Raw genomic sequence first — 25,666 nt, forward strand, 5'->3', positions numbered from 1 at the left:
AGAGTAAACATAGTAATTCCAATTAGCGATTATATATAAAGCTATACGATTAATATGCCAATTATTATCCTATTGATATTTAAGTGATTTTGTTTTTTTGTTATTGAAATTTATGTCCGCGGACAGTTTATGTGTCCGCATCGGACATAGTTTTAAATAAAAATTCACTATTAACGTACAAAAAATGACATGAACTTTCATAACTATACTAATGAGCAGCAATAATCGGGGATGTTAAGCCATTAAAGTAATGAAATAGCATAAAACTATCTAAATGTTAACTGAATAGCCCCTCTAGCGCTGAATACTTATTCACTTTCGCTTGCCTTTACGTTTACGTAAGCTGGTACGCTGAAGGCTCGTGTTTTTTACAATATGTTAAACTTGACACCAGTGTCATGAAAAAATAGTGGTTAAAATAACGCTAAATGTTAAAAATAATGATAAAAAGAAATCTTGCTATGAAGTGAGAAATATTCAAGAATGTGAATATGTATTCAAAGTGCTATTGACTCTATTTAAGATAGAGGCTAGTTTTGTCCGTCTGTTAGCAAATCGTCGAGCAGTTCATCCACGCTAACAGTGCAGCAAGGGGAGGGGTCTATGTTATACGACTCAAAGTTAGAAAAAGAAAATTGTGGCTTTGGCTTAATAGCTCAAGTTAATGGTCAAGCTAGTCATAGGCTTATTCGTACTGCTATTACGGGGCTTGATCGCATGCAGCACCGTGGTGGTATATCTGCCGATGGTAAAACAGGTGATGGCTGTGGTTTATTATTACAAAAACCAGATAGCTTTTTCCGTGCTATTGCTAGTGAACATAACTGGCACTTAGGCAAAAACTACGCAGTGGGTATGATATTTTTAAATTCAGACCCTGTTTTAGCGCAAGCTGCAAAACAAATACTTAGCGAAGAATTAGAAAAAGAAACGTTAAATATTTTAGGTTGGCGCGTTGTGCCAACTGACCCATCTATGTTGGGTCCTATTGCTGTACAGCAATTACCAGGTTTTGAACAAATTTTTGTTAGCGCGCCAGAAGGTTGGCGTTCTAAAGACTTAGAGCGTCGCTTATATGTAGCACGCCGCCGCGCTGAAAAGCGCATTGTTGATGACGAAGCTTTCTATATCGCAAGTCTATCTGGTTTGGTAACTATCTATAAAGGCTTAATGATGCCTGCAGATTTACCAAATTTTTACCTAGATTTAGCTGATATTCGTATGACGAGTGCGATTTGTGTTTTCCATCAGCGCTTTTCTACTAATACTCAGCCGCGTTGGCCTTTAGCTCAACCTTTCCGCTATTTAGCACACAATGGTGAAATTAATACTATTGAAGGTAACCGCCAGTGGGCACGCGCACGTTCATATAAGTTTGCGTCACCGCTTATTCCTGATTTACAAAGCGCAGCGCCGTTTGTAAACGAAACCGGCTCTGATTCATCAAGCCTAGATAATATGCTTGAGCTATTTTTAGCTGGTGGCATGGATTTATTCCGCGCTATGCGTATGCTCGTACCACCTGCATGGCAGAAAAACCGTGCAATGGACGACGATTTACGTGCATTTTACGACTTTAACTCTATGCATATGGAACCATGGGATGGCCCGGCAGGTATTGTAATGTCTGATGGTCGTTTTGCGGCTTGTAACCTTGACCGTAATGGACTTCGCCCAGCGCGTTATGTAATTACACAAGATGGCTTTATTACGCTTGCATCAGAAGTGGGTATTTGGGATTACACTGCCGATGAAGTAGTTGAAAAAGGCCGTGTTGGTCCAGGTGAATTATTAGTTATTGATACTAAGCTTGGCAAAATTTGGCACTCAGATGAAATCGATCAAGATTTAAAGTCTCGCCATCCTTACAAGTCATGGCTTGAGGAGAACGTTAAGCGTTTAGTTCCATTTGAAGAGCTTACTGAACAAGACGCCGGAAATCGCTCATTTGATGACGAAACGCTAGCTAAATATCAAAAAATGTTTGGTTATACCAACGAAGAGCTTGATAGCGTTATTCGTGTAATGGGTGAAAACGGCCAAGAAGCAACCGGCTCAATGGGTGATGACACGCCATTTGCTGTGCTTAGTGAAGGGCATCGTTCGCTTTATGATTACTTCCGCCAAAAATTTGCGCAAGTAACAAACCCACCTATCGATCCACTGCGTGAAAATCATGTAATGTCACTTGCGACATGTATTGGTAGTGAGCAAAACGTATTTAACGAAACAACAGGCCATGCTAAGCGCCTACAGTTTGATACGCCAATTTTAATGTACGCAGATATGCAGCAGCTATTAAATGCTGATGAAGCGCATTACAGCTACTGTAAAATTGATATTACCTACACAGTTGAAGAAGGTTTAGAAAATGCGGTAACGCGTATTTGTGACCAAGCACAAGAAAAAGCAGCCGCTGGTTGTATAATGCTTATTTTAACTGACCGTAACTTTAATGAAGCAAATTTGCCGATTCCAGCAGCTATGGCTGTAGGTGCGGTACAAAAACGATTAGTTGATAACAATCTTCGCTGTGAATCAAACATTATCATTGAAACCGGTAGCGTGCGTGATGCGCATCAGTTTGCTGTGTTATTAGGCTTTGGTGCTACGGCAATTTATCCATACCTTGCGTATGAATCGTTAGTTGCAATGAGCGACAGCAAAATTATTAATAAGTCGTATTGCGAAGTAACTCTTGCTTACCGTAAAGCCATTAACAAGGGCTTATACAAAATCATGTCTAAAATGGGCATAAGTACGGTTGCATCATATCGCTGCTCAATGTTGTTTGAAGCGGTTGGTTTATCTGACGCTATTGTTGAAATGTGCTTTAAAGGTGTGGCGAGTCGCATACAGGGCGCATGCTTTACCGACTTTGATGACGATCAGCAAAGCTTACACAAACTCGCTCTAAGTAAGCGTAAATTATTAAGCCACGGCGGCTTGTTTAAGTACGTACATGGCGGCGAGTATCATGCTTATAATCCTGATGTAATCCAAACCCTGCAAAAAGCAGTTCGTTCTGGTGAATATAGTGATTACAGTGAATATGCAAAACTTGTTAATACGCGTCCTATTGCCACTTTACGTGACATGCTTGCGCTTAAAATTCCAGAGCAAGGCATTAGCATCGATGATGTAGAGCCTGCAGAAAACCTATACAAGCGTTTCGATTCAGCAGCAATGAGTATTGGTGCATTATCGCCAGAAGCGCATGAGGCTCTAGCAATTGCAATGAACCGCTTAGGTGGTTGTTCAAACTCTGGTGAAGGCGGTGAAGATAAGCTGCGTTATGGTACCGAGAAAAACTCGCGTATTAAGCAAGTCGCTTCAGGTCGATTTGGCGTAACGCCGCATTACTTACGCAGTGCTGACGTTATTCAAATTAAAGTAGCGCAAGGTGCAAAACCAGGCGAAGGCGGTCAATTACCTGGTGAAAAAGTAACCCCATATATTGCTAAGCTTCGTTATTCTGTTCCAGGTGTTACGTTAATTTCGCCACCACCACATCACGATATTTACTCAATTGAAGATTTAGCGCAGCTAATTTTCGATTTAAAACAAGTAAACCCTAAAGCACTTATTTCTGTAAAACTGGTTTCAGAACCAGGCGTAGGAACCATTGCAACGGGTGTTGCTAAAGCGTATGCCGATTTAATTACTATTTCTGGCTACGACGGCGGTACAGGCGCAAGCCCACTTACTTCAGTTAAATATGCAGGTAGCCCATGGGAACTAGGACTTGCAGAAACGCAGCAAGCCCTTGTTGAAAATGGACTGCGTCATCGTATTCGCTTGCAAACAGATGGTGGCTTAAAAACGGGTTTAGATATAATTAAAGCGGCAATTTTAGGTGCAGAAAGCTTTGGCTTTGGTACCGGCCCAATGGTTGCGCTTGGTTGTAAATACTTACGAATTTGCCATTTAAATAACTGTGCGACCGGTGTTGCAACACAAGACGAAACACTTCGTCAAAAGCATTACCACGGCTTACCAGAAATGGCTATGAACTACTTTAAGTTTATAGCGCAAGAAGCACGTGAAATCATGGCTAGCTTAGGTGTTGTAAATTTAACTGATTTAATCGGTCGTTTAGATTTGCTTGAAGCAATTGAAGGCAAAACAGCAAAACAGAAGAAAATTGATTTATCTTCCGTAATTGCTCAGCCTAATAACCCAACAGGTGAAACACTTTATTGCAGTGCGCCTAATAGCTCACATTATTTAGGAAAACTTAATGAGAGCCTACTTGCTAAGGCGCAAGAAGCAATTGATGCTTCAAGCGGTATTTCACTAGTAAGTCGTATTTGTAATACGGACAGATCGGTAGGTGCAATGCTTTCTGGCTATATTGCTGATAAATATGGCAACCAAGGTATGGCGGCAGATCCTGTAGCAATTGAGCTACACGGTACTGCGGGTCAATCATTTGGTGTGTGGAATGCCGGCGGCCTTGAAATGACACTGGTTGGCGATGCAAACGATTACGTAGGTAAAGGCATGGCGGGCGGTAAGCTAGTTATTCGTCCACCACTTGGCTCGTCGTTCGAAAGTCACAAAGCCACAATTGCAGGCAACACATGTTTATACGGTGCAACAGGCGGCAAACTGTTTGCTGCAGGTTGTGCAGGCGAGCGCTTTGCAGTTCGTAACTCAGGTGTGCAAGCGGTTGTTGAAGGTGTAGGTGACAACTGTTGTGAATACATGACGGGCGGCGTTGTATGTGTACTGGGCAATGTAGGCGTTAACTTTGGCGCGGGTATGACAGGTGGTTTTGCTTATATTTTAGATGAGCGAAATGATTTTGAAAAACGCATTAATCCAGAGCTTGTCGAAATAGTAACACTAGACGAATTAACGTCGCATCAAGAACATTTACGCGGCTTAATTGCTGAGCATTTAGAGCTTACGGGTTCGTGCAGAGCAGAAAGTATTTTGGCTAACTTTGAATTGTACTTACCGATGTTCAAATTAGTAAAACCAATATCAAGTGACGTAAAAAGTTTACTCGGGCATCGCGCTCGCAGTAGTGCCGAACTACGTGTTCAGGCGCAATAAGGGGGCAGTATGAGCGAAAATGTATATCAATTTATAGACGTGCAGCGTGTAGACCCACGCAAAAAACCAATCTCGTCACGTAAAAAATCTTTCGTAGAAATTTACGAACCCTTTTCAGAGAATCAGGTTAACTCACAAGCTGACCGCTGTTTAGATTGTGGTAACCCATACTGTGAGTGGAAATGTCCAGTACATAACTACATTCCACAATGGTTAAAGTTAATACGCACGGGCCGTATTATAGAGGCGGCTGAGCTTTCTCATCGTACAAATAGCTTACCAGAGGTTTGTGGGCGTGTTTGCCCACAAGACCGCTTGTGTGAAGGCTCGTGTACGCTCGATGAAGAGTTTGGTGCGGTTACAATAGGTAATATTGAAAAATACATTACTGATGAGGCATTTAAAATGGGCTGGAAGCCTGATATGTCTTATGTAACATGGACTGACAAAAAAGTAGCCATTATTGGTGCGGGCCCTGCAGGTTTAGGGTGTGCTGATATTTTAGTGCGAAATGGCGTTAAACCAGTAGTGTTTGATCGTCACCCAGAAATAGGTGGACTACTCACATTTGGTATTCCTTCTTTTAAACTTGAAAAATCAGTAATGCAAAAGCGCCGTGAAATTTTCACTGAAATGGGCGTAGAATTTAAGTTAAATGTTGAAGTAGGTGTTGATATTACACTTGATCAAATTTTAGCTGATTACGACGCTGTGTTTTTAGGGGTTGGTACGTATCAGAGTATGCGTGCAGGTCTTGAAAATGAAGATGCATCGGGTGTTCACGATGCATTGCCGTTTTTGATTGGTAACACGAACCGTGTAATGGGCTACGACGAGACAAAACAACCGTGTATTGATATGGCTAATCAAAAAGTAGTTGTACTTGGCGGTGGTGATACAGCGATGGACTGTGTGCGTACGTCTATTCGACAAAATGCTGCAAAAGTAACGTGTGCTTATCGTCGTGATAAAGAAAATATGCCAGGCTCTAAACGTGAAGTTAAAAACGCGAAAGAAGAAGGCGTTATATTTACGTATAACGTTCAGCCTAAAGGCATTGTACTGAACGATAAAGGTAAAGTGACCGGCGTTAAAATGGTTAAAACTAAATTAGGCGAACCTGACGCAAAAGGCAGAAGCCGTGCTGAAGAAGTACCTGGTTCAGAACATGTTATTGAAGCAGATCAAGTTATTATGGCGTTTGGTTTCCAGCCTCACAAAATGGATTGGTTAGAAAAATACGATGTAGAAATAAACAACTGGGGCGGTATTAACGCACCAGAGCAAGGTGAGTTTACACATCAAACTACTAACCCTAAAATATTTGCTGGTGGCGACATTGTACGTGGTTCAGATTTAGTGGTAACTGCTATTTTTGAAGGACGTAACGCTGCAGAAGGTATTATGGATTACTTAAAAGTTTAATTTTTCGTGTTAAAATAACGATATTTAAAGCAAGCCAAGTGGCTTGCTTTTTTATTTGTTTTATCCAAATGTAATGTCAACGTAATTAGTGACAAATGGGGCTATATTTATACCACCTTTTGTATGGCTTTCTTGAACAACACCTTTTGTTAGTAACTTCATGTAGAAACCTTATATAGTAACTTTCAAAGAAACTGCTTTGTTATTATGGGTTGTTCTTTATAAGCCAAATGCGATTTCTTTGGGTATCTACTAAGCGGCTTTCAGGGCTCGTTTCATATATATAAACGTTATCGACACTTCTTTCTTCTATGTCGTTTATATACTCCAATACCAATTCGCTTAATTAAGTAATCTATTTTGAGATAACAAAATTATGTCGATAATGAGGCTAAAGTTTCGCTACTTAGGTGTTCTCGGCAATTACCTCTACATTGCTTTGTATTCATGCAGTCGTATCTCGAAAGTTTTAATGCAGTTAGCGCCAAGTTCAATCCTTGAAATTGATTGAGTATTATCGCGGATTGGTATAATGCGTGTATTTTTTTGTAACGGCACTTTTATTGATTAATGTGTTGTTTACTCGGTCCAGGCACAATTCATAGAATAGTTACTACCATCTTTAACTATGCAGGTTTAAATTATTTTTTGACTACCAGTCAGTTCGATTATTGCAGGAATAAAAGGGCGTACTTATATAATTTAGCAAATGGTATTAGTGCCAAGCAATTTAATATCGTAAAAATGTACTTACCTGAGATAAATGCAAGAGGCTAAAAATAAGTGCACAATTGTCAGCGCTAATTACTAACCTTAATAGTTGATTTAAATATAAAGTAGGTTCATTATTGCACGCTGTTTACGGTTTGCTTACTTTATATCTATAAGTTTGCTTTTATACATTAATAAATAAATAGAAATTATGTACGAATATTCAAACAATTTAGAAAGGAAGCTCATTGTTCGGTTCTTTTCCTCAATAGGCTTTATAGCAACGTTTTCGATGGCTAGCTTAGCATTTATTAACAGCAGCTATTTATTAGCATTTACTTTGGTTGTTTCTTCGTTTGTTTACTTATTGGCGTTTAATATAGGTAGAGGTGTAGAGAAGTCTGCAACTGTAATTTTATATAACCTGTATGCACTGATGTTTTATCTTGTACTTACAGGAGGAGCACAAGGTACAGGGCCTATATGGATATTTATAGTGTCTCCTGTTACTTATTCAATTCGAGGGCTTAAACGAGGGACGTTTGATATTGTTTTATTTTTATCGGCAATTGTTCTCGGTTTCTATTGCGCTGATACATTTAATATATATGACTACAATCCTGAGCAGTTTCCAGTCAGAATCATACTCGCTTTTATAATTGTTGCATCGCTGAGTGGTTATTACGAATTTTCAAGAGAAAAATACAGCAGTAAATTAATTGCTTTAAGCCAAAAAAATGAATTTTTAGCAACTATAGATCCACTCACTAATCTGCCAAACCGTCGTTTCACTATGAATAAGCTTATAGCTTTTAAAAATGAGCTTAAAAATAATAATATTCCGTTTGTAATATTATTAGCTGATGTAGATAATTTTAAAAAAATTAATGATCAATTCGGCCATGATTTTGGCGATGAAGCTCTTATCCATTTAGCCAAAACATTTGAAAATAATATTCCGCAAAATGCGATTGCTTCACGTTGGGGCGGTGAGGAGTTTTTAATTGTGATTCCAAATGTAACCGTTGATGAGGGCGAGCTCGTTGCAGAAAAAATCCATAATGCCCTTAAAGCTTCAGCTGTAAGCTTATTTTCAGATAGTGTAAATATAACGCTAAGTATTGGCATCACAGCTGCAAACGCTGAGCGCTCAATTGACCTAGATATTAAGCATGCTGATGAACTACTTTATAAAGCAAAAGAGCAAGGTAAAAACAGAACGTGCTCTTTTTAAATGTTTATTTACTTTAATCCATTGAAAACGAATCAAGGGATGGCCTTATTTTAGCCTTTCTGCGTTTTAAGCTCATGTAGCATATTACAATACACGTAATCTGCATTGTAATTAAAACCCAATAACTAACACCTAAATCACTTAGTCCATTTATTTTTTCGCTAGTAAAGTAATAGGCCACAACGATTAGTTGAAAAACTAAAAAGCTATTTAAAAACTTAAATAAACGTTGTTTAAAACAAGTATGTTTATATTTACTAAATATAATTAAACAGGTGCTTAGTACTAATAACAACCAACTTAAAATTATACAAAAATCAACTAAAGTACTGTGCATTATTTAATCCTTGAAGACGTTATTTACTAACACATTAGGCGTGAGCCATTATTAGTTCTTTAGCATTTGCTTTAGCTGTTTTGCTTATGTTATCGCCGCCAAGTAAACGGGCTATTTCATTAATACGGCCATCTTTATTTAAAGGCAGCATATGAGTAAACGTTTCGCCTTGTGCTATTTCTTTAGCTACAAAAAATTGCTGATGTGCACTACTGGCAACTTGCGGTAAATGAGTAACACAAATTACTTGAGTCGACTTACCTAATTGGCGTAATAACTTACCTACAGCAGATGCCGTTGGGCCAGAAATACCTACATCAACTTCATCAAAAATAAGCGTTGGGGTTGTTACTTTTTGGGCAATAATTACTTGTATAGCAAGACTTATACGAGAAAGCTCACCACCTGATGCTACTTTAGCTAATGGCTGAAGTGGTTGTCCCGGATTAGTTGATACTAAAAACGAGACATTATCAAAGCCTAGGCTGTTTGGTGTACGATTACTCTCTTGAGTTAAGGCTATTTCAAAAACACCGTTTTCCATTGATAAATTAGCCATGCTTTCACTTATTAGTGTGTTAAGTGTATTAGCATACTCGCAGCGGCTTTTACTTAATTCATCAGCAGTTTGCTTGTAACTAAGTAACGCGCTTTCTATTTCTGACTCAAGCTGCTCCAGACGATTACTATTATTACTTATTGACTCAAGTTCTTGAGCAATCGATTGATGAAACTCAACTAACTGCTGTGGTTTTATATGATGCTTACGCGCTAAATCCATCGCTCCACTTAGCCTATTTTCTACTTCAACTAAGCGTGCCGGGTCTAAATCTGCTTGCTCAGTGTAATTGCGCACTTCGCGGCTTGCTTCTTCAACTTGTACAGCGGCTTCGCTAAGCATAGCAGCTACGCTTGCTAAACTTTCGTCATATTGAGCCAGTTCGGTAAATTGTTGAGCGCTGTGCTGTAGTAATGAGCAAGCGTTTTGCTCATCACTTTCATATAAGTGTTGTAACTCACGTTGGCACGATTCTAATATTGTTTGGCTATTGCTTAGTTTGTAATGCTCAGCCTCAATTAAATCAAACTCATTTTCTTGTAATGCAAATTCATCAAGCTCAGCAACTTGATACTCTAACAATTGTTTTTGCGCTGCTTGTTGCTGCTGTTGTTGTTCTAAGTGTTTAAATTCTTTTTGTAAGTTAGCAAACTGTTTATAGTTTTTATTTACTGAGTTTACTAAGTGGTGATGCCCTGCATAGGCATCTAAAAGCTGTAACTGATGCTCAGCTTTTAATAAATATTGGTGGGCATGTTGTCCATGAATAGATATTAAATATTGACCAAGTTCTTTTAATTGTGATGCGGTAACTGCACTACCATTAATATAGCTTTTACTACGGCCATTTTTACAAACAACACGACGTAATAAGCACTCGTTGTCAGAAGTGCTTAGCATATGTTGCTCTAAAAATGCTTGAGCAAGCGGTAGATCTTTTAAGTCAAATTGTGCACATACTTCTGCTTTATCAGAGCTTGGGCGAACTGCTGATGCTTCAGCGCGCTCACCTAAGCATAGCGATAGGGCATCAATAGCAATAGATTTACCAGCACCTGTCTCACCTGTGATCGCAGTCATACCGCTGCGCCATTCGGTGCTTAAATTACTTACGATTGCAAAATTTTTAACTTCTAAACCAATTAACATACTGTTTATCCATCCAGTCAATTAACTGTTAATTTATACAGTGTTTTGGTTTTTTGCAAATTAATTTTTTATTATTTACGCAACACTTACATCTTGAGTAAACTGTGTATCGGAAGTTTGGGAAGATGCATCAATTTGATCATCAACAATATCAGTAGGTTGTATACTCTCTTCGGTTTTAAGCAGAGCAATGAGGGGAGGTAATGTATTAATATAAAAACTCTTATTGTACAAAATTCCTTGCTGGGGCAACTCAGATACAAAGTACTGTATATTATCGATCAATGGTTGAATTATATTTGTTTGATTGGTTTTAATTAACTCGTTGGACAACGTATTAATTAGTAGGTCGGCGGTATCTTCAAGCTGTTGCAAGTTCTCGTCTGTATGTGATTGAACAACAAAAAAATTATTTACAATAGCTTGAATGCGAGGAACGTATTTTGGGCGAATTATTTTAGCATCAAGTAGATCATTAAGCTTTGCTTTAAGGCGCGTATTTACATGCGAAACACGTTCATTAAATAGCTTTTTTCTAGCTTCTATCGCTTTTTTACGGTTACTCTCAATTTTGAGGTAACTGTATAAAAGTGTAATTAATAGCAGTAAAGCAAAGAATACTACATAAGTCATTGCTACTCGTTCCTAAATTAGTTGATTATTATTTTAAGTCGCCATTTTGCTTTATAGTACTAAATTTGGCAATAAAATTAGTACAAACGACTACCCCAATTCAGTTTTGTACGTAAAACGTTGTAGTAAGAGTAGTTTTTTGGATGAATTAAGCGCAATTGTTTATCGGCTTTTTTAATTACTACCTCATCGCCGGGTAATACGGCTAGCACTACGTGGCTGTCGCAGCTTACCTGTAGGCTATCTGTATTTTCTAGGCTTAGCTTTAAACGAACTTCATTATCGGCATCTACCACTAAAGGTCTGCTAGATAAGGTATGAGGAAACATAGGTACTAACGATATAGCATTTAGTTCTGGCGTTAATATTGGACCGCCACCTGAAAGTGAATACGCCGTAGAGCCTGTCGGGGTTGATACTATTAAACCATCGGAGCGCTGAGAAAACACAAAGTCATTATTTATAAAAGCTTCAAATTCAATCATGTGCGCTACTTTATCGGCATGAAGTACCGCTTCGTTAACGGCTGAGTTTGCACTTTTTAATTCGTTGTGGCGATATACTTCTACTTCTAATAAAAAACGTTTTTCTTCAAGATACTCACCACTGAGTACTTGCTCTAAGCTCGCTTCAAACCCTTCGGGGTTTAAATCAGTTAAAAAGCCAAGGTTGCCTCTATTTACACCAATTACAGCAATGTTAAAGCGCGCAAGTACGCGTGCTGCGCCAAGCATATTGCCATCACCACCTACAACAATGGCTAAATCGGCTTGTTCACCTAAGTCGACTAACTTAACAAGTTTGTCATGCGGAATATCGTCTAACTGACTCCCTGTGCGTTTTTCTACTATTACCTCAAAGCCAAGCGCAAGTAAAAAGGTATGTAAACGCTGAAGGGTAGCAGCGGCTCCCGGGTGATTAGGTTTGCCAATTAGGCCTATGGTGTTAAAAGGAGAGTCCATAATGTACGCACAAAGAGATTTAATAATAGTAGAGTAACTCAAAACAGAAGTGTTTGAAAATACAGATTATAGCAATACTATAAACCTTCAATTTTATTCGTAGTGAGTTAGCTGCACGACTTGAAAAAGAACTAAACGCCCCGATATCTCTTTCATGCAACAAGATGTAGATACCATGAAACTAAACCCACGAGATCAGCAAATTTTTTCAGCTGTTATGAACATGTACTGTAATGGTGAAGGCTTGCCTGTTCCATCAACAAAAATTGCCAAGCTCAAAGGCATGGCAGTGTGTTCGGCTACGGTTCGTAATGCTATGGCTCGCTTAGAAAAAGTGGGCTTATTGTATTCACCTCATACATCCGCAGGGCGAGTGCCGACAAATGAAGGGTTTGATTATTGGTTTGACGAATTTTTTGTGCTTGCTGATATTGCTAATTATTGGCAACCACAGCAGTCACAACTCGTTGAGCTAGCGCATGGTTTGAGCCAAAAATACCAAGTATGTTGTTGTGTTGGTTTACCTCAAGCCAGTTCACAGCAAGTGTTTAGAGTAGAAGTGCTTGATTTTGATTCTACCGACTGGCTTATTTTATTAATAGATAGGGCAGGGCAGAGTCACAATATTTGTATTGATAAACCTCATGATTCGTCAGACTCTGTTCGCTATCAATTTGCCACGTGGTTGAATACTGTATTTAGCCAACAAACCTTAATGGAAGGTTTGTACCGTATGCAAGCTATGGCAAATACAGCGCCTCGAAATTGTCATGATTCGCTTAATCAATGGACGCGACAACTAAGCCAAAAATTAGGCTCAGATAATAGTATTGTTGTTGGTGAAAATTACCTCTACAAACAAATAGACTGCGAACAAAGTTTAAATATTGGTGTTTCGTTTTTAAATTATGTAGAAGATAAACTCGCTTTTAAAAATGGTGTATCGGTACTTAATAGCGAAAAATTACCTTTTACTGAGTGCGATGAATTAATTGTAATAAGCGTGCCGTACTTTAAAAATCAAGAATATCAAAGCCGTTTTTGTATAATTTGTCCTAAATCAGCGCAGATTGAAGAAATAATTCAAGAATTTAAATTAATTGAGGCATCTAACTCTTGAATCTTTTTATTCAATCCCCATAATTACCGCAGTTGTAAAGAATTGGAGCACGTATTTTATGTCTGAGCAGACACAAAACCCTGAGCAAGAAGTAGAATTAAACGAAGAAATTTCTAAAATGCAGGCTGATGTAGAAGCAGCAGTAGAAGCCGCTGATCAGCATGCAGAACAAGAACAAAGCCCTGAAGCAGAAATTGCGATGTTATATGCAGAGCTTGAAGCTGCAAAGCAAACAATTGCTGATCAAAAAGACGGTGTTGTTCGTGCCGCAGCAGATGTAGATAATATTCGTCGTCGTGCAGCACAAGATGTAGAAAAAGCGCATAAATTTGCACTAGAAAAATTTGCTAACGAATTACTACCTGTAATTGATAACCTTGAACGTGCTATTGAATTTTCTGATAAAGAAAATGAGACACTAAAGCCGTTGCTTGAAGGTATCGATATGACGGTTAAGAGCTTTAATGATGCTGTTTCTAAATTTGGTGTTGAAATTGTAAACCCACAAGGTGAGCAGTTTAATCCAGATTTTCATCAAGCAATGTCAATTCAACCAAGTAACGATGTAACACCTAATACAGTACTTGCTGTTATGCAAAAAGGTTACACATTGAATGGTCGTTTATTACGCCCTGCAATGGTTATGGTTTCTAAAGCTGCTGACGCTTAATTAATTTAAGATTATTAGCTTTGATAAAAATGCCTCATATTGAGGCATTTTTTTTGTCTTTTTTATAGTGAATTAGCTGTACGAGCATAGTGAGTAACACAGCACTAAACATTAAACTTGAAAATGGCACTGCGCTTTTTGCATGCATAATGGCGAGTAGCGGGCCAACTAATGCACCACTACCAAAACGAAGTGTGCCAATTACGGCCGTTGCCGTACCTGTGTTTCTTTCAAACTTCATTAATATTAGCGAATCAGCATTACTTGCAGTGACACCTAAACTCATCATTAATGGCGCAATAGCAGCCACAATATAATAAAGTGATAAGTGCAATAAGCTAAATGTTAACAGCGCAAGCCCCGATACAAACCCACATACAAGCCCAATATAGAGCATTTTTCGAGAACCCAGCCTTGGTACAATTCGCGTATTTAAAAAGTTACCAAACATCAGCGCCATTACATTAAACGCAAATAACACACCAAATAATTGTTCTGACACTTCATATAAATCTAAATAAATAAATGGTACTGAGGTCAAAAAGCAAAAAAATCCAAACGATACAAACATAGAACTGAGTATATCCGCACGTGCGTCTTTATTACTGAGTACTGTTTTATAGCTATCAAAAAATAGAGCGAGGCCTTTTTTCTCATTTTTATGAATAGGTATATCTATTAAATACACTTGTACAAACGCTAATATTAAAAAGCTATATCCAGCAAGGACCAAAAATATGGTTGACCAAACAGAAAATCCTAAAATAAACGAACCAACAGAGGGGGCTACTAACGGTGCTACCATCATGATCATCGACACATACGACATTCCCTTAGCTGTATTTTGCTGATAAATATGGCGAATAATACCCGGTACGACTACGGTTGCTGCCGCTCCGGTAAATGCTTGCACTGCTCTAAGAGTCCAAAACGCATGGATTTCGGTTGTAAATGCGAGTGCAAGTGAGCTTGCGCCAAATAGGGTTAAGCCAATACGTGCGAGCTTACGGCGGCCAATTTGATCGGCAATAGGGCCAAAAAATAACATCCCCAATGAATAACCCGCTAAGTAAATACTCAACGATATTTGTACATTTGGCATATTAGTTTGTAAATCGCTTGCAATTACCAGCATGGCAGGCAAATACATATCAATAGCCAAAGGAGTAATCGCCACGATACTGGCTAATAAAGGCAATAAAATACGGGTATTAAAAGACGAGGCTGAGGCGTCCATGTGTAAACTCAACAATCACTAAAAACAAGGGCTATAGTGTAACAGGGCATTGTATTTGGATAAACTTAGTTTGCCTGCTAAGTTTATCGTCTTATCGCATCCTTTTAATATAAAGGTATATAAAGCAAATATTTTAAATTGGTACTGTGTTTGCTATTCTACAAGCAATAAAAAATTCATTACTTAAGAGAATTATCATGAAAAAACTAGTACTTGCAGTATTAGCGACAGCCGTTTTAGTCGGTTGTAAAACGTCACCAACAGGACGCACTCAAATAGCGCTTTACTCAGATCAACAAATGAGTGAAATGGGCACTGCTAGTTTTGCAGATATGAAAAAAAGCCAACCAATTAATAAAGATGCAAAAACAAATGCATATGTAAATTGCATTGCTGAAAAAGTAGTGGCTGTATTACCAAAAGAATACGCGTCGCAAAATTGGGAAGTAGTTGTATTTGAAGATGAATCTGCTAACGCTTTTGCACTACCTGGTGGTTACATTGGGGTTCATACGGGCTTATTAAAAATAGCCACCAATCAAGACCAACTAGCAACAGTGCTAGGGCACGAAGTAGGGCACGTAATTGCTGAGCATTCTAATGAACGTGTTTCACAAAGCTCTATTTTAGATACCGGTATGCAACTTGGTAGTGCAGCACTTGAAATGGGTAACATTCAATACCGTAATGAAATTATGCAGGGTCTAGGCTTAGGCGCACAGTATGGTGTTGTTTTGCCATTTAGCCGTTCGCACGAGTCAGAAGCTGATGAAATTGGTTTAGATTTAATGGCGGAGGCAGGCTTTAATCCACAAGAATCAGTAACCCTTTGGCAAAATATGAGTGCATCAGGTAGTGGTACAACACCTGAGTTTTTATCAACTCACCCAGCGCCAAGCAGTCGTATTAAAGACTTACAAGCACAAATGAGTAAAGCACTTAGCGAGCAAAGTACAGCTAAAGCACAGGGTAAAAACCCACAATGTAAGTTGTAATACCAACCTGCATAAATCTTTGATCAATTTAACGAATTAAATTGCACTATAACGTCGTTAAAAATTTTTTATTGAGAACAACTAGATACAAAAATTTTTGCCTAGTTCTAGCGTAATTTTCTTAACGTTAAATAGACCCCATATATAAGCAGATTGGTATAATTTAGTTTAATTACTAAATAAAAACCCCTGTGAGTAATTACTTACAGGGGTTTTTGTATTCAGTACTCACCTTTATTTAGTTGTAAGCGCTTTTTGTAATACATTTTTAAAGCGTTCAAAATCTTCAATGTGCGGCAGGTGCCCTAAGTTATCTAGTTCGAATAATTGTGCGTCAGGAATAAGTGTTGCAGCGTGTTTGCCTAATTTATCGTATCGACCAAGCTCGTAATCAACATCCTCTTTTTTCCAGTTACGGCCTGGACCGGTTCTATCGCGTGTACCAATAATTAATTTAACTGGCACAGTTAAATCTTTAAATTCGGTTATTACAGGTTGAGTGAAAATCATATCGTATGTTTTTGCATTCACCCATGCCATTTGTTCTTTATCTGGGCCTTGTATTTGCCCTGTTATAAAGTCAGTTAAGGCTGAATATGTTGTATTCCACTTACCATCGTAGTAATTTTTTTGCTGATAACGTTTAACGCCTTCCGGTGTTTTTGAAAGCTCGTTTTTATAGAAAAAATTAGTATCTTTGTAATCAACATACTGCAAGTAGTTTTCAAGCCCAATAGGGTTTAATAAAATTAGCTTTTTAGTGGCGTTTGGGTACATTAATGCAAAACGACTCGCTAGCATCCCGCCCATAGAGTGCCCAAGTACAATCGACTCTTTAATATTAAGTGAATCTATTAACGCGTGAGTGTGATGAGCAAGCGTCGCAAACGAATACTGGTAATTAGTTGGCTTAGACGACTTGCCAAAACCAATTTGATCAGGGATTAATACCCCATAACCTAAAGATTGCAGGTATTGCGCAGTTGTAGTCCAGTAGTCGGCGTTAAAATTTTTGCCATGCATAAGTGTAACTGTAGGCATATCGGCTTTAGTTGGCTTTAAGTAAATATAAGCCATTTTTAATGATTGTTTTTGCGACTCAAGTGCAAAGTAATTTACCTTAAAATCGTATTCGTAATTGCTTAATAGTGCATCATAAGAAAGGGCGGATGTATCTTGAGAAGGGCCAGCTAAGGCATTGTTTGTTAGTACTAATAAAGTAGAGAAACAAATAACTTTAATCGACGACATTCAGTTACTCCTATTAAAGGCGAGCGCTTGGCTTAAAAAAGAAGTACAACAATAACTAAGTATTTAAACCTGTTCAATTAAATGTTTTACGTGGACGAAAAAAAGCGAAGCTAAAATAGTGCTTCGCTTATTATTACTGAGTAAAGAGCTGATTGTTGAAGCTTAAAATGTCCACTCAATATGGATTTGTGGTACCGATTCAGTGACTTCAGTACCTAATTTGTTGTGCCAGTATTGTAATTCCATTCCCAGCAGTAGTGTGTTTTCTTTCATTTGAAGGGCGTGACCCATATCCCACACTAAAATAGGCTGTGCTAGTATCCAAGCTTGTACATCGTTACCAAATTCATCTTCACGCTCTGCGATGTATTCAGCGTGGCCTTTAAAGCTAAACTTTTGTGAGCCAATAGTGAAAGGATATTCAAAAGCTACATCAAGCATCCAACTATTAGTTTCAATAGGTGCGCCGCCTTTTGCTACACCTTCACTATCGTCAATGTAGGCTGTGAACAGCGTTTGAAAAAAGTTAAACCCAGGTACATCCCAGCTTAATTTAACACCTGGTAGATACTTCATTACTTTTGCATCACCAGCAACGTTAATACCGCCCGTTAGGCCAACATCTAATAATGCGCCAGAGCCAATTTGCTTACCAGTGATGGCAGATAAGCTAACCGTTGAGTACCACTCACCATAAAAATCAGCATCTTGGTAACCGTCATCTATATCGTCTTTACTGTAATCAATAAAAAAGAAATTATCGCCGTAGTCATAGCCCGATGCATGTTGAAGCGAGTAAACAGTGGTGTCTGACTCTTGCTTAGAAAATGGATTTTTTTGGCTGCCATTATTTATATGTACTGCTGTACTGCTCCAATTGGCAGCGAAAGCCGACGATGATAAAGCGAGAGAAGTAAGGGTAATAAAAGGGAGTAATTTTTTAAATTTCATAACTGTTTATAACTATAATTTTAGTGACACGCGGAAGCGGCAATTATAGCAGAAGAGATTGATTTGTTGATCGCTAATTTAACACATGTTGCAGCCTACTTAATAAGCTGCAACATGTAATGACTCAATTTATTACGCTTTATTACGGCGCAAACAAATAATAGTAATCGCCGTAAATGCTAAAATAAAACAGTAATAAGAAGACGTTGATACTTCCCACGGGCTAATTTTAAACGTAGCACCTAACAGTAGCGCTTGTGCGCCATAAGGCAATGAACCCTGTGTTACACAAGCAAAAATATCTAGCAAACTAGCAGAGCGTTTACCGCTTATTTCACCATCATCTGCCAGCTTTTTAGCAATAGGGCCAGCAACAATAATAGATACGGTATTATTAGCAATACACATATTACTTGTCATAACCAATGCTGCAATACCTAATTGATCAGCCACTTTACGATGCCATTTTGCAATGATTTTTGTAATTGCCTGAATCTTATGAGCAATATAATCAAGGCCACCATTAATGCGAATAAATTCAGATAATCCACCAATAAACATAGAGAGTAAAAATATCTCCTGCATGTCGGTAAAGCCTTTGTAAATATCTTTTACAAAGCTTGCGCCTTCATAACTTCCTGTAAAGCCCATAAGTGCAGCAAAAATAATACCGCTAAATAACACTACAAATACGTTTAAGCCAGCAACGGCTAACACTAAAATAAAGGCATAAGGAAGTACTAACCAAATATCGTAATCTTTGGTTTCAACTACTTGTGCCGCAGGTGTTAAATAAAACAACAAGCCAATAGTTAGTATTGCAGCGGGTACTGCTATTTTAAGATTCTCTTTAAACTTGTCTTTCATCTCACAGCCTTGTGTACGAGTGGCTGCGATAGTGGTATCGGAAATAATTGATAAGTTATCGCCAAACATAGCGCCAGATACAATCGTACCGGCCATTAACGCAGGGTCGATACCTGTTTTGATGGATACTGCATAAGCAATAGGGCCAATAGCACCAATTGTTCCCATCGACGTACCCATTGCAGTAGATACAACCGCTGCAATTAAAAATAAACCAGGAAGTAATAACGAAGGTGGAATAAGTGATAAGCCAGCATTTACTACCGCATCTACACCACCGGTTGCACTGGCAACGGCAGAAAACGCACCTGCAAGTAAGTAGATTAAACACATGGTAATAATATTGTTGTGTCCGGCACCTTTAATAAAGGTCTCTACACACTCGTTTACCGTGCCTTTATTTAAAATAAACGCAAGCATAATGGCAGGTAATATAGCCACTGGAGCAGGAAGTTGATAAAAAGCGTAATCAACCCCTTGAGATTGCAAATATAAACCTGAGCCTAAAAATAGTGCTACAAAGGTTAAAAGGGGTAGTAAAGAAAGTATTGCTTTGTTTTTGTTAAATGATGGCTGCATCATAATCCTCGAAACCAGTTAATTTACAACAGCCAAAAATTCCTCTTTTAGCTGAATTTAGCAAATCTACCTACTATGTTAATCATTAACAAAATTAGGAGAGTGCAGCGCCCGCAAGCCAAAGACCAAATCGACGCGAAAGAGAAGTTTAAATGTATAGATGGCTAAAGTAAACTGGTATTGTTATTATTATTAAATTAAAAGGTCACCTGACTATTGCATGACTTTTAGATAATATCTACAAAGTAACGCTATTTTCAGCGATTAATATTTGTCCAACTGCATAAAAATGCCTAAGCGCGTATTTGTAATGCACCGGATATATACTCAGATTAGTAAAAAACGGATTCAAATTTAAATTAGGTAAAAACAATGACTACAAATCGAATAGGCGTTTTTGGTGCTAATGGCAGAATGGGCTTAGCTCTATTAGAAGCAGCGACAATTAAAGAGCAAACACAACTTACAGGTGCATACGTTCGTAGCAGTTCATCGTTATTAGGTATTAATGTAAATCAAGTAAATAGCGCAGCCGATAACAGTGTTAGCTTTAGCGAAGAAACCACAATAGATAATGTAGATGTTTTAATCGACTTTACGCTTCCCGCTGGTATGAAAAACCATTTAAAAACCGCTGTAGCACAAAAAATTCCTATGGTTATTGGCACAACGGGCTTAACAAGCGACGATATGGCACTTTTACACGATGCCGCTAAACATATTCCTATTGTATTTGCGCGAAACTACAGTGTAGGAGTCAACGTATTACTGAACCTTGTGCAAACCGCAGCGACCAAATTTGGTGACGATTTAGATATTGAAATATTTGAAGCGCATCATCGTCATAAAATCGATGCGCCATCGGGCACAGCATTAGCCATTGGCGAATCAATTGCACAGGCTAAAGGCTGGGACCACGACGAGGTTGCCGTATACGACCGAAGCCAAGTGGAGACAGCTAAATCGCAAAATGAAATTGGTTATTCGGTACTAAGAGGGGGCGATATAGTAGGTGAACACACCGCATACTTCGCCACAATGGGCGAAAGACTCGAATTAACCCATAAAGCAAGTTCAAGAATGACATTCGCTCTAGGTGCTGTAAGGGCTGCAAGCTGGTTGAAAAATAAACCGGTAGGACTTTATGATATGCAAGATGTACTAGATCTGAAGTAGTTTAGTTACTTTTTTGACTGTTTGGGTCTAATTTTGCCTACAGTGACTTGTTTGTAACAATTTACTAAATAATATTAGACCTAAAAGCTAACTTAATGTAATATGCAGCCAATTTGCCAAAAATTACTAAATGCGTGTTTCCAATTATACCCAAGTGGCTAGTAAATCCGGGGTTTCAGTGGGAATAAAAATAGTTTTAGGCAAGAAAAAATGATTGAAGGTTGAATGCTTTACATCTGCATCATTTAAGACTGCGTAAAACAATTTAAGCTCACAGAAATCTGGTTTTGACGATCCCTCTGGGTATTGGCGGGGTGTTAAGCAATTGCTTACTCCCGTTTTTTACTGTTAGGAGGTTTAACTTGACTAAATCCGCTCTGTTAGTCCTAGAAGACGGCACAGTGTTTCGCGGTACTGCAATCGGCGCTGACGGCATGTCAGTCGGTGAAGTAGTATTCAATACGTCTATGACTGGTTATCAAGAAATTTTGACTGACCCATCATACGCGGAACAAATCGTAACTTTGACGTACCCACATATCGGTAATACGGGTACCAACAGCGAAGACGAAGAAGCGAATCAAATTTGGGCTAAAGGCCTAGTGATCCGTGATTTGCCACTGCTAGCGAGTAATTTTCGTAACGAGCAATCGTTAGATGATTACTTAAAAGAACGTAATATTTTAGGTATTGCGGACATCGACACCAGAAAATTAACTCGAATTTTGCGTGATAAAGGCGCACAAAACGGGTGTATTATTGCTGGCGACGAGCTAGACGAAAATAAAGCGTTACAAGCCGCGCAAGCCTTCCCAGGTTTAAAAGGTATGGATTTAGCAAAAGTTGTCTCAACCAAGGAAAATTTTGAGTGGCGCGAATCAAGCTGGACATTAGGCGAAGGATTTAAAACCCTTGATGCTGCTGATGAAAAGTTTCATGTTGTTGCCTACGACTTCGGTGTAAAGCGTAATATTTTACGTATGCTTGTAGACCGTGGTTGTAAACTTACAGTAGTACCAGCGCAAACCTCTGCTGCTGACGTACTGGCTTTAAACCCTGATGGTATCTTTCTATCTAATGGCCCTGGCGATCCTGAGCCATGTACTTACGCTATTGATGCAATTAAAACCTTTTTAGAAACCGACACACCAATTTTTGGTATCTGTTTAGGTCATCAGTTATTAGCCCTTGCCTCAGGTGCTAAAACAGAAAAAATGAAATTTGGCCACCACGGCGCTAACCACCCAGTTAAAGACCTAGACCGCGATGTAGTTATGATCACAGCTCAAAACCATGGTTTTGCAGCTCAAGAGTCAAGCCTGCCAAGTACGCTTCGTGCCACGCACAAATCGTTATTTGACGGAACGCTTCAAGGTATTCATCGTACAGATAAACCTGCGTTTAGCTTCCAGGGTCACCCTGAAGCAAGCCCTGGTCCGCACGATGCAGCCCCATTATTTGACCACTTCATCGATTTGATGCAAGCGCGTAAACACTAATTTAACTGGAGTAATAATGCCAAAACGTACCGACATAAAAAGCATTCTTATCTTAGGCGCAGGCCCAATTGTAATTGGTCAAGCTTGTGAATTTGACTACTCTGGTGCTCAAGCGTGTAAAGCACTTAGAGAAGAAGGCTACAGAGTTATATTAGTTAACTCAAACCCTGCAACTATCATGACCGACCCTGATATGGCTGATGCAACATACATCGAACCAATTCACTGGGAAGTGGTAGAAAAAATTATTGAAAAAGAAAAGCCAGATGCAGTACTGCCTACAATGGGTGGTCAAACGGCATTAAACTGTGCGCTTGAACTAGACAAGCACGGTGTATTGGCTAAACATGGTGTTGAACTAATTGGTGCAACAGCTGATGCAATCGACAAAGCAGAAAACCGCGAACGTTTCGATATCGCAATGAAAAACATTGGTCTAGAGTGTCCTCGTGCTGAGATTGCTCACTCTATGGATGAAGCCAAAGACATCATAACGCGCATTGGTTTACCATGTATTATCAGACCTTCTTTTACTATGGGCGGCACCGGCGGCGGTGTGGCGTATAACTTAGAAGAGTTTGAAGAAATTTGTGAACGTGGCTTAGATTTATCGCCAACGAACGAATTACTAATTGATGAATCACTGATTGGTTGGAAAGAGTACGAAACAGAAGTTGTACGTGATAAAAACGACAACTGTATTATTGTTTGTACCATTGAAAACTTTGACCCTATGGGTGTTCACACTGGCGATTCAATCACCGTTGCACCAGCGCAAACGCTAACCGACAAAGAATACCAAATTATGCGTAACGCCTCTATGGCAGTATTACGTGAAATTGGTGTAGAAACTGGCGGTTCTAACGTGCAGTTTGGTATTAATCCTGAAGATGGCCGTATGGTTATCATTGAGATGAACCCACGTGTATCACGTTCATCTGCATTAGCATCAAAAGCAACGGGTTTCCCAATTGCTAAAATTGCAGCAAAACTAGCCGTAGGTTATACGCTTGACGAGCTTCAAAACGACATTACTGGTGGCAAAACTCCCGCGTCTTTTGAGCCTTCAATCGATTACGTTGTTACAAAAATTCCTCGCTTTAACTTTGAAAAATTTGCCGGTGCAAACGACCGTTTAACTACGCAAATGAAATCAGTTGGCGAAGTAATGGCAATTGGTCGTAACCAACAAGAATCATTACACAAAGCATTACGTGGTCTTGAAGTGGGTGCAACGGGATTTAACCCGATAGTTGCGCTTGATGATCCTAAAGCAAAAGAAAAAATAATTCGTGAACTACGCGAGCCAGGCGCTGAGCGTATTTGGTACATTGCCGATGCAATGCGCCATGGTATGAGCGTTGATGATGTTTACGAACTGACTAAAGTTAACCGCTGGTTCTTAGTACAAATAGAAGACATTTTAAAAGACGAAGCAAAAATAGCGAAAGTAGGCATGGCGGGTTTAAATGCTGACTTCCTACGTAAACTTAAACGCAAAGGCTTTGCAGATCCGCGTATAGCAGAAATTGCCGGTGTATCTGAAGCTGAAATTCGTAAAAAACGTCATTTATTAAACATCGTGCCAGTATACAAACGTGTTGATACGTGTGCAGCAGAATTTAGCTCAGACACTGCTTACATGTACTCAACTTACGATGAAGAGTGTGAAGCTAACCCAACAAATCGTGATAAAATCATGGTTATTGGTGGTGGTCCAAACCGTATCGGTCAAGGTATTGAGTTTGATTACTGTTGTGTACATGCCTCGCTTGCGCTTCGCGAAGACGGTTACGAAACTATTATGGTTAACTGTAACCCTGAGACAGTATCTACCGATTACGATACATCTGACAGGTTATACTTCGAACCAATTACACTTGAAGACGTACTCGAAATCGTACGTGTTGAAAAGCCAAAAGGCGTTATCGTACAGTACGGTGGTCAAACACCACTTAAGCTAGCGCGTGAGCTTGAAGCGAATGGCGTACCAGTGATTGGTACTTCACCTGATGCGATTGACCGTGCAGAAGACCGCGAACGTTTCCAACAACTTGTTGAGCGTTTAAACTTACTTCAGCCAGAAAATGCAACAGTAACTTCAACCGAAGAAGCCTTACTTAAATCAGTTGAAATTGGCTTTCCATTAGTAGTACGCCCGTCGTATGTACTAGGCGGTCGTGCGATGGAAATTGTATACGACGAAGATGATTTACGTCGCTACATGACCGAAGCTGTACAAGCATCAAACGAAGCACCTGTATTACTGGACCGTTTCTTAGATAACGCGATTGAAGTTGACGTTGACGCAATTTGCGACGGCGAGCAAGTAATCATCGGCGGTATCATGGAGCACATTGAGCAAGCGGGTGTTCACTCGGGTGACTCAGCCTGTTCATTACCAGCACATTCTTTATCACAAGAAGTGCAAGATGTAATGCGCAAGCAAGTAACCGACATGGCGCTTGAACTTGGTGTTGTTGGCTTGATGAATACACAGTTTGCAGTAAAAGAAGACAAAGTGTACTTAATTGAAGTCAACCCTCGTGCCGCACGTACTGTACCGTTTGTATCTAAAGCAACCGGTGTGGCGCTTGCAAAAGTAGCTGCACGTTGTATGGCAGGTCAGTCTTTAGCAAGCCAAGGTATTACTAAAGAAGTGATCCCTCCTTACTACAGCGTTAAAGAAGTTGTTTTACCATTTGCTAAGTTTCAGGGTGTGGATCCAATCCGTGGTCCTGAGATGCGTTCAACAGGTGAAGTGATGGGTGTTGGTGATACTTTCGCCGAAGCATTCGCAAAAGCACAATTAGGTGCAAGCAACACTTTACCACGCGGTGGTCGCGCGCTATTATCTGTTCGTAATAGCGATAAGCCACGTATTGTTGAATTAGCCAAAATCATGACCGACTTAGGTTTTGAACTTGACGCAACTGGTGGCACGGCACAAGCTCTTGAAGAAGCTGGCATTGAAGTACGACGTGTAAACAAAGTATATGAAGGCCGCCCGCATATTCTTGATTATATCAAGAATAAAGAGTACAGCTATATCGTTAATACCACCGAAGGTCGCCAAGCGATCGAAGATTCGAAGGTGTTACGTCGTGGTGCATTGCAAAATAAAACCAACTATACGACAACCTTGAACGCGGCATTCGCTAACTGTACTGCTAATAAAGCAGATGACCGCAGCAAAGTGACGTCAGTTCAAGAGCTACATCTGCGATTGAACTAAGGAAATGTGCCAAGG

The 25,666-nt window shown here is 39.3% G+C and carries 16 protein-coding genes; 9 read left to right on the forward strand and 7 right to left on the reverse strand.

What is annotated here, in order from left to right:
• Window positions 1-603: 603 nt before the first annotated feature.
• The 3 genes from gltB to AAEY68_RS08650 all read left to right on the forward strand — a co-directional run bounded on the left by gltB (window position 604) and on the right by AAEY68_RS08650 (window position 8,431).
• Window positions 604-5,061 carry a glutamate synthase large subunit gene (gene gltB, locus AAEY68_RS08640; RefSeq protein ID WP_024592685.1) on the forward strand — a complete coding sequence of 1,486 codons (4,458 nt, stop codon included), beginning with the start codon at window positions 604-606 and terminating at the stop codon, window positions 5,059-5,061.
• Window positions 5,062-5,070: 9 nt separating this feature from the next.
• Window positions 5,071-6,486 carry a glutamate synthase small subunit GltD family protein gene (locus tag AAEY68_RS08645; protein ID WP_024592684.1) on the forward strand — a complete coding sequence of 472 codons (1,416 nt, stop codon included), beginning with the start codon at window positions 5,071-5,073 and terminating at the stop codon, window positions 6,484-6,486.
• Between the two features lie 922 nt (window positions 6,487-7,408).
• Window positions 7,409-8,431 carry a GGDEF domain-containing protein gene (locus tag AAEY68_RS08650; RefSeq protein ID WP_350585828.1) on the forward strand — a complete coding sequence of 341 codons (1,023 nt, stop codon included), beginning with the start codon at window positions 7,409-7,411 and terminating at the stop codon, window positions 8,429-8,431.
• A 371-nt stretch (window positions 8,432-8,802) separates the two neighbouring features.
• Here the strand turns inward: AAEY68_RS08650 and recN are convergent, their stop codons facing one another.
• The 3 genes from recN to nadK all read right to left on the reverse strand — a co-directional run bounded on the left by recN (window position 8,803) and on the right by nadK (window position 12,071).
• On the reverse strand, window positions 8,803-10,476 hold the full coding sequence (gene recN, locus AAEY68_RS08655) for a DNA repair protein RecN (RefSeq protein ID WP_024592681.1): 1,674 nt from the start codon (window positions 10,474-10,476) through the stop codon (window positions 8,803-8,805).
• A 75-nt stretch (window positions 10,477-10,551) separates the two neighbouring features.
• On the reverse strand, window positions 10,552-11,109 hold the full coding sequence (locus AAEY68_RS08660; protein ID WP_024590837.1) for a hypothetical protein: 558 nt from the start codon (window positions 11,107-11,109) through the stop codon (window positions 10,552-10,554).
• A gap of 77 nt (window positions 11,110-11,186) precedes the next feature.
• Window positions 11,187-12,071, reverse strand: coding sequence for an NAD(+) kinase (nadK, locus tag AAEY68_RS08665; protein ID WP_004335384.1), 885 nt, complete (start codon window positions 12,069-12,071; stop codon window positions 11,187-11,189).
• A 154-nt stretch (window positions 12,072-12,225) separates the two neighbouring features.
• Here nadK and AAEY68_RS08670 point away from each other — a divergent pair, with 154 nt between their 5' ends.
• Both AAEY68_RS08670 and grpE read left to right on the forward strand, forming a co-directional pair.
• Window positions 12,226-13,191: an HrcA family transcriptional regulator gene (locus AAEY68_RS08670; RefSeq protein WP_024590838.1), complete on the forward strand. Its 966-nt coding sequence runs from the start codon at window positions 12,226-12,228 to the stop codon at window positions 13,189-13,191.
• A gap of 58 nt (window positions 13,192-13,249) precedes the next feature.
• Window positions 13,250-13,861: a nucleotide exchange factor GrpE gene (grpE, locus tag AAEY68_RS08675; RefSeq protein ID WP_007375833.1), complete on the forward strand. Its 612-nt coding sequence runs from the start codon at window positions 13,250-13,252 to the stop codon at window positions 13,859-13,861.
• Between the two features lie 34 nt (window positions 13,862-13,895).
• Here grpE and AAEY68_RS08680 read toward each other — a convergent pair whose 3' ends face one another.
• Complete coding sequence (locus tag AAEY68_RS08680) at window positions 13,896-15,098, reverse strand: Bcr/CflA family efflux MFS transporter (RefSeq protein WP_010553412.1); 1,203 nt, start codon at window positions 15,096-15,098, stop codon at window positions 13,896-13,898.
• 197 nt (window positions 15,099-15,295) lie between these two features.
• Between AAEY68_RS08680 and AAEY68_RS08685 the strand changes: the two genes are divergently transcribed.
• Window positions 15,296-16,093, forward strand: a complete 798-nt coding sequence (locus AAEY68_RS08685) for a M48 family metallopeptidase (RefSeq protein WP_024592678.1) — start codon at window positions 15,296-15,298, stop codon at window positions 16,091-16,093.
• Between the two features lie 234 nt (window positions 16,094-16,327).
• Here the strand turns inward: AAEY68_RS08685 and AAEY68_RS08690 are convergent, their stop codons facing one another.
• From AAEY68_RS08690 to AAEY68_RS08700, 3 genes are all read right to left on the reverse strand, one after another.
• Window positions 16,328-17,344: an alpha/beta fold hydrolase gene (locus AAEY68_RS08690; protein WP_024592677.1), complete on the reverse strand. Its 1,017-nt coding sequence runs from the start codon at window positions 17,342-17,344 to the stop codon at window positions 16,328-16,330.
• A gap of 162 nt (window positions 17,345-17,506) precedes the next feature.
• Window positions 17,507-18,295, reverse strand: a complete 789-nt coding sequence (locus AAEY68_RS08695; RefSeq protein ID WP_010553415.1) for a hypothetical protein — start codon at window positions 18,293-18,295, stop codon at window positions 17,507-17,509.
• A 132-nt stretch (window positions 18,296-18,427) separates the two neighbouring features.
• The gene (locus AAEY68_RS08700; protein WP_024607544.1) at window positions 18,428-19,741 is read right to left on the reverse strand and encodes a Na+/H+ antiporter NhaC family protein; all 1,314 of its coding nucleotides are present in this window, start codon (window positions 19,739-19,741) and stop codon (window positions 18,428-18,430) included.
• 372 nt (window positions 19,742-20,113) lie between these two features.
• Here AAEY68_RS08700 and dapB point away from each other — a divergent pair, with 372 nt between their 5' ends.
• The 3 genes from dapB (at window position 20,114) to carB (ending at window position 25,651) form a co-directional block, all read left to right on the forward strand.
• Complete coding sequence (dapB, locus tag AAEY68_RS08705) at window positions 20,114-20,917, forward strand: 4-hydroxy-tetrahydrodipicolinate reductase (RefSeq protein WP_024592675.1); 804 nt, start codon at window positions 20,114-20,116, stop codon at window positions 20,915-20,917.
• 362 nt (window positions 20,918-21,279) lie between these two features.
• A complete protein-coding gene (carA, locus tag AAEY68_RS08710; RefSeq protein ID WP_007375827.1) occupies window positions 21,280-22,416 on the forward strand; it encodes a glutamine-hydrolyzing carbamoyl-phosphate synthase small subunit in 1,137 nt (378 codons plus the stop codon).
• A 16-nt stretch (window positions 22,417-22,432) separates the two neighbouring features.
• Complete coding sequence (gene carB, locus AAEY68_RS08715; RefSeq protein ID WP_024592674.1) at window positions 22,433-25,651, forward strand: carbamoyl-phosphate synthase large subunit; 3,219 nt, start codon at window positions 22,433-22,435, stop codon at window positions 25,649-25,651.
• Window positions 25,652-25,666: the final 15 nt, after the last annotated feature.

Source organism: Pseudoalteromonas sp. RB2-MNA-CIBAN-0110 (genome assembly GCF_040309305.1).
In the GTDB taxonomy this organism is placed as follows: domain Bacteria; phylum Pseudomonadota; class Gammaproteobacteria; order Enterobacterales; family Alteromonadaceae; genus Pseudoalteromonas; species Pseudoalteromonas arctica.